Genomic DNA, 5887 nt, shown 5'->3' with positions numbered 1-5887 from the left:
CGGTAACCCTGGCTCTTCAGGAAGGTCGCGAGCGAAGGCGTCGGCGTGCGCACATATTGCTGATAGGGGATGCTGCCTGCCGGCAGGAACGCGTTGGAGAAGCCGGTCAGCGCCTCGAACTCGATATTGGCGGTCATGCCGCCGAACTCCGGCGAGAACATCGAGCCCGAGCGCAGCGCCCGCACATTGGGGATTGGATCTGGCGTGATGGTGACGCCAGGCAACTTGGTCGGATCCCAGAAGGATTCGCTCATGACGATGATGATGTCCGGCTTCTCGGCCGGCACCGAGGCGGTCACATCAGGCCTGGCTATCGCTGCGATCGCCTTGTCGGAATAGCCCGGCGGCGCCGAGACATGCGCCATCGGCACGTTGAGGGCAAAGGCCAGCGCAAAGCCGTTGGAGGCATAGTTTTCCTTCTGGTCCCACATGATCGGGATGATCTGCAGCCGATCCCTGGTCCAGGAGAAGGTGGCGTAGTCCATGATCGAAACGAAGAAGGCGAGTAGCGGCACTGCCAGCGTCAGCCGCGCAAGGCGCCCCTTGCGGCTGAGTGCGGGAACCTTGCGGCGCCATAGCCGCCAGCCGTAGACGAGCAGCGACAGGCCGGCGACGATGCCGACGACCATGGCAAGCGCGGTCATCGGCCGTTCGCGTACCAAAAGCGGCAGCAGCGCGAAGATCTGGCGGGCATAGAGGAAATCGGTCGGATAGAGCGGATCGCCGAGATAGTGCGACTTCTGGTGACCGACGAAAGCAAGCGACAAGGTCAGCGGCGCGACGATCATCAGGCTCTGGTGGCTGCGGCCGAGCACCGCATCGAAGCCGATCAGGAGCAGCGCAAACACGACGATGGTGGTCCAGCCCGGCTTGAACGGCTGCAGGAAGAAGGAGATGGTTCCGGCAAAGTCGCCGCGCACGATCAGTTCGATGGCAAACACCAGGATAGCGGCGATCGCCAGGCTGATCAGCCCATAGCGCACGACCGGCCATCTCCTGCCCGGCAGATAGCCGGTGGAGGGGTCGTCTTCCAGGAACTGTGGCGCGGCCTTGCCGGTGCGTTTGTAACTCTTTGCCACTTTAACTTCCCCACCCAGCGACAAGCACGTCACTCGATTGTCATGGAATTGTCATGCAAAGCTAGCGCCTGTAACGGAAATAAGAAGAGCCAGCAAACGAATCGTGAGCGGTTTTCATCAGGAGTGATCGCCAAAAACCCTTTCGCAACAGGCACTCGGCGGACGAGGCTGCCGCCGGGCAGGGTCGAACCGGGCTTGACTTGGCGCCCCGCCATGCGTCACAGGCAAGAAAAACCCGTCTTCAGGCAAGCAAAACCAGCCCTTGGGAGCCCTCGCATGGCCGTTGCATTCACCTTTCCCGGACAAGGCAGCCAGGCGGTCGGCATGGGCAAGGATCTCGCCGACGCCTTCCCCGAAGCGCGCAGGGTCTTCCAGGAAGTCGACGATGCGCTCGGCGAAAATCTGTCGAAGCTGATCTGGGAAGGGCCGGAAGAGACGTTGACGCTGACCGCCAACGCGCAGCCGGCGCTGATGGCGGTGTCGCTGGCCGCGATCCGGGCGCTGGAATCGCGCGGCTTCTCGCTGAAAGGCAAGATCGCCTATGTCGCCGGTCATTCGCTGGGCGAATATTCGGCGTTGGCCGCTGCCGGCTTCGTTTCGGTTGCCGATGCCGCCCGGTTGCTGCGCATACGCGGCAATGCCATGCAGGCGGCGGTGCCGGCCGGCGAGGGCGCCATGGCGGCGATCATCGGATTGGAACAGGCCGATGTCGAAGCCGCTTGCGCGGAAGCCGCCAAAGGCTCTGTCTGCCAGATCGCCAACGACAATGGCGGTGGCCAACTGGTCATCTCCGGCGCCAAGGCCGCGGTCGAACTGGCCGCGAAACTGTGCACCGAGAAAGGCGCCAAACGCGCGCTGATGCTGCAGGTGTCCGCGCCCTTCCATTCCGCGCTGATGGCGCCGGCCGCGAACGTCATGCGCGAAGCCCTGGCCGGCGTGGCAAAGAACGCGCCGGTGGTTCCCGTCCTCTCCAATGTTACGGTCAGCCCGACCAGCGATCCAGACGAGATCGCCCGCCGCCTGGTCGAACAGATAACCGGCCGCGTGCGTTGGCGCGAGACGGTGGAATGGTTCGGCGCAAACGGCGTCACCACGCTTTACGAGATCGGCGCCGGCAAGGTGCTTTCAGGATTGGCGCGGCGCATCAGCCGCGATGTCGCCACCGCGTCGGTCGGCACCGCGGCTGACGTCGAGGCGGCCATGGCGGCGCTTGCATAAAGCGTCATTTGATCCCATCCCTGTAAAGGGTGTTCTCTTCTCAATCAGGAGACAAAAATGTTCGAATTGACTGGCCGCAAGGCGCTCGTCACCGGCGCATCCGGCGGCATCGGCGAGGCGATCGCCAGGATGCTGCATGCGCAGGGCGCGATCGTCGGCCTGCATGGCACCCGCGTCGAGAAACTGGAAGCGCTGGCTAGCGAGCTTGGCGACCGGGTCAAGCTGTTCCCGGCCAATTTGTCCAACCGTGAGGAGGTCAAGGCGCTCGGCCAGAAAGCCGAAGCCGATCTCGAAGGCGTCGACATCCTGGTCAACAACGCCGGCATCACCAAGGACGGCCTGTTCGTGCGCATGTCGGATGCCGACTGGGACAGCGTGCTCGAGGTCAACCTGACCGCCGTGTTCAGGCTGACCCGCGAACTCACCCACCCGATGATGCGCCGCCGCCATGGCCGCATCATCAACATCACCTCGGTGGTCGGCATCACCGGCAATCCCGGCCAGACCAATTACTGCGCCTCAAAGGCCGGCATGATCGGCTTCTCCAAATCGCTGGCACAGGAGATCGCCACCCGCAACATCACCGTCAACTGCGTCGCCCCGGGCTTCATCGAATCGGCGATGACCGACAAGCTCAACGACAAGCAGAAAGAGGCGATCATGGCGGCGATCCCGACGCGGCGCATGGGCACCAGCGTTGAAGTCGCGTCCGCCGTCGCTTATCTCGCCTCCAACGAAGCCGCCTACGTCACTGGCCAGACCATCCACGTAAATGGCGGCATGGCTATGATTTGACGAGGTTCGGCAGCAACGCCGGCGGGTTGTGAAAAGAGACCATTTCGGCTTGGACCTCAGCTATTTTTCGTGTAATGCGGCCCGCAACCCGGCGGTTCGGGCAAAAACCGGTCCGTAGTCGTTGCGTTTTCGGCAGGACCATCTTTCAGCTTGATTAGCGGCATTCTGCCCGCTAACGAAGACAGACAAACAAAAGACGAGGATGCCCAAATGAGTGACACCGCAGAGCGCGTCAAGAAGATCGTCATCGAGCACCTTGGCGTCGATGCCGACAAAGTGACGGAGCAGGCGAGCTTCATCGATGATCTGGGCGCCGACAGCCTCGACACGGTCGAACTCGTCATGGCGTTCGAAGAAGAATTCGGCGTCGAGATTCCCGACGATGCGGCTGAGACCATCCTGACCGTTGGCGATGCCGTGAAGTACATCGACAAGGCTTCGGCCTGACGCTTTCCGCAGTCATCACCGGGGAGGACCTGCGATGAGGCGTGTCGTCGTCACGGGCCTTGGGTTGCTGTCGCCGTTCGGCATGGGCTTCGAGCACAGCTGGAAGGAACTTCTGACCGGCCGCAGCGCTGCCAAGCGCATCACTGAGTTCGAGGTGGAGGATCTTGCCTGCAAGATCGCCCACGTCATTCCGCGTGGTGGCGGCAGCAATGCCACCTTCAATCCGGAGGCCGTGCTCGAGCCGAAGGAACTGCGCAAGATCGGCGACTTCATCCTTTACGGGATTGCCGCCGCCGACGAGGCGCTGAAGGATTCCGGCTGGGAGCCCAAGACGCATGAAGAGCGGTGTGCCACCGGCGTTCTGATCGGCTCCGGCATCGGCGGCATCGAGGGCATCGCCGAGAACGCGATGATCCTCAAGGAGCGCGGCCCGCGCCGCATCAGCCCTTTCTTCATCCCGGGCCAGATCATCAATCTCGTCTCCGGGCAGGTTTCGATCCGGCACGGACTGAAAGGCCCGAACCATGCCGTCGTCACGGCCTGTTCGACCGGCGCGCACGCCATTGGCGATGCTGCCCGGTTGATCATGTGGGGCGATGCCGACGTGATGGTCGCCGGTGGCGCCGAAGCGCCGGTGACGCGGCTGTCGATCGCCGGCTTTGCCGCATGCCGGGCACTGTCGACGGAACGCAATGATTCGCCGCAAACGGCGTCGCGACCCTATGATCGCGACCGCGACGGCTTCGTCATGGGCGAGGGCGCCGGCGTTGTCGTGCTCGAGGAGCTCGAACATGCCAGGGCGCGCGGCGCCAAGATCTATGCCGAGGTGACGGGTTATGGTCTCACCGGCGATGCGCATCACATCACCGCGCCCGCCGAGGATGGCGATGGTGCCTTCCGTTGCATGACGGCGGCACTGAATCGGGCCAAGTTGACGCCGGCCGATGTCGACTACATCAACGCGCACGGCACCTCGACCATGGCCGACACGATCGAGCTCGGCGCTGTCGAGCGGCTTGTCGGCAATGCCGCGTCGAAGATTTCGATGTCGTCGACCAAGTCGTCGATCGGCCATCTGCTTGGGGCGGCGGGTGCCGCCGAAGCGATCTTCTCGATCCTGGCCATCAGGGACAATGTCGCGCCGCCGACCATCAACCTCGACAACCCGGAACGCGAAACCGCGATCGACCTGGTGCCGAACAAGCCGCGTGCCCGCCAGATCGACGTGGCGCTGTCCAATTCCTTCGGCTTTGGCGGGACCAACGCGTCGCTGGTCTTCCAGCGCTACAATGGCTGATCGTCCGGCTGCCGGGCCGCGCTTTGGCGTGCCGTCAATTTTGCCATATTCGCCCCTACTCTGCCGCTGGGGATTCGTCGGGCGATCAAACGGTAGGGCGAAATGAACACAAATCCGGCAGGCAACGGAGAATTCGGGCAACGGCCGCCGACATCCGGCCCGATCGTGCCGAAAACGGCCAGCGAAGCGTTGCGGCCGGAGGCTGGCACGCCGCCGCCGAAGCGCTCGCGTGCGTCACGCAGCCAGGTCGTCGTGTTCATGAACTTCGTCATCTCCTCGGTGATGCTGGTGGTTCTGGCGGCCGGCGTCGCGGTCTATTTCGGCAAGCAGGAATTCACCGAACCCGGACCTTCGGCCAATGGCGACACCTTCCTGGTCAAGCCGAGCACCGGCGTCCAGGATATCGCCGACCAGCTCGAACGCCGCGGGTTGATCAGCGACGCCCGGGTATTCCGCCTTGGCGTGCGGGCCTTCGGCAATGATTCCGCGCTGAAAGCCGGCGAGTACGAGATCAAGCCCAGGGCATCCATGCGCGATATCATGGAGCTTCTGAAGAGCGGCAAGTCGGTGATGTATTCGCTGACCATTCCTGAAGGACTGACGGTCGACCAGGCATTGCAGCGCATCGCCGAGGAGAATGCCTTGAGCGGCGACATGCCGGCAACCACGCCGCCGGAGGGCAGCCTCGCCACCGACACGCTGCGCTTCACGCGCGGAGCGACACGCCAGCAGATGGTCGACAAGCTGCTGGCGGATCAGAAGAAGCTGGTCGACGATGTCTGGCAGCGGCGCGCGCCTGACCTGCCGCTGGCCAACGTCGAGGAGTTCGTCACGCTGGCCTCGATCGTCGAGAAGGAGACGGGCAAGGGTGACGAGCGTTCGCGAGTTGCCGCCGTCTTCCTGAACCGGCTTGCCAAGGGCATGCGCCTGCAATCCGATCCGACCATCATATACGGGCTGTTCGGCGGCAAGGGAAAGCCGGCGGACCGGCCGATCTACCAGTCGGACATCCAGAAACAGACGCCCTACAACACCTATGTGATCAATGGCT

6 protein-coding genes are annotated in these 5887 nt (G+C 63.3%); 5 read left to right on the top strand and 1 reads right to left on the bottom strand.

What is annotated here, in order from left to right; translation table 11 throughout:
* Window positions 1-1079 (bottom strand): LTA synthase family protein (locus EOC06_RS30740; protein ID WP_164898817.1); only part of this gene is annotated, 1079 nt, incomplete at its 3' end.
* Between the two features lie 276 nt (window positions 1080-1355).
* Here EOC06_RS30740 and fabD point away from each other — a divergent pair.
* The 5 genes from fabD to mltG form a co-directional block, all read left to right on the top strand.
* Window positions 1356-2297: an ACP S-malonyltransferase gene (gene fabD / locus EOC06_RS30735; RefSeq protein WP_128309555.1), complete on the top strand. Its 942-nt coding sequence runs from the start codon at window positions 1356-1358 to the stop codon at window positions 2295-2297.
* 57 nt (window positions 2298-2354) lie between these two features.
* The gene (gene fabG, locus EOC06_RS30730) at window positions 2355-3092 is read left to right on the top strand and encodes a 3-oxoacyl-[acyl-carrier-protein] reductase (RefSeq protein ID WP_127271122.1); all 738 of its coding nucleotides are present in this window, start codon (window positions 2355-2357) and stop codon (window positions 3090-3092) included.
* 210 nt (window positions 3093-3302) lie between these two features.
* On the top strand, window positions 3303-3539 hold the full coding sequence (locus EOC06_RS30725; protein WP_006203723.1) for an acyl carrier protein: 237 nt from the start codon (window positions 3303-3305) through the stop codon (window positions 3537-3539).
* Between the two features lie 34 nt (window positions 3540-3573).
* Window positions 3574-4836, top strand: coding sequence for a beta-ketoacyl-ACP synthase II (gene fabF / locus EOC06_RS30720; RefSeq protein WP_128309554.1), 1263 nt, complete (start codon window positions 3574-3576; stop codon window positions 4834-4836).
* A gap of 102 nt (window positions 4837-4938) precedes the next feature.
* Window positions 4939-5887: endolytic transglycosylase MltG (mltG, locus tag EOC06_RS30715; protein ID WP_245470232.1), on the top strand; the 949-nt coding region annotated here is incomplete at its 3' end.

Source organism: Mesorhizobium sp. M7A.F.Ca.MR.362.00.0.0 (assembly GCF_004023175.1).
GTDB lineage: Bacteria > Pseudomonadota > Alphaproteobacteria > Rhizobiales > Rhizobiaceae > Mesorhizobium.
The sequence above is the reverse complement of the archived record's forward strand: the minus strand, read 5'-3'. Positions and strand labels throughout refer to the sequence as shown.

Coding starts and splice junctions, on each gene's coding strand:
- fabF (WP_128309554.1), top strand. CDS start 3,574: ATGAGGCGTGTCGTCGTCACGGGCCTTGGGTTGCTGTCGCCGTTCGGC.
- fabD (WP_128309555.1), top strand. CDS start 1,356: ATGGCCGTTGCATTCACCTTTCCCGGACAAGGCAGCCAGGCGGTCGGC.
- fabG (WP_127271122.1), top strand. CDS start 2,355: ATGTTCGAATTGACTGGCCGCAAGGCGCTCGTCACCGGCGCATCCGGC.
- EOC06_RS30725 (WP_006203723.1), top strand. CDS start 3,303: ATGAGTGACACCGCAGAGCGCGTCAAGAAGATCGTCATCGAGCACCTT.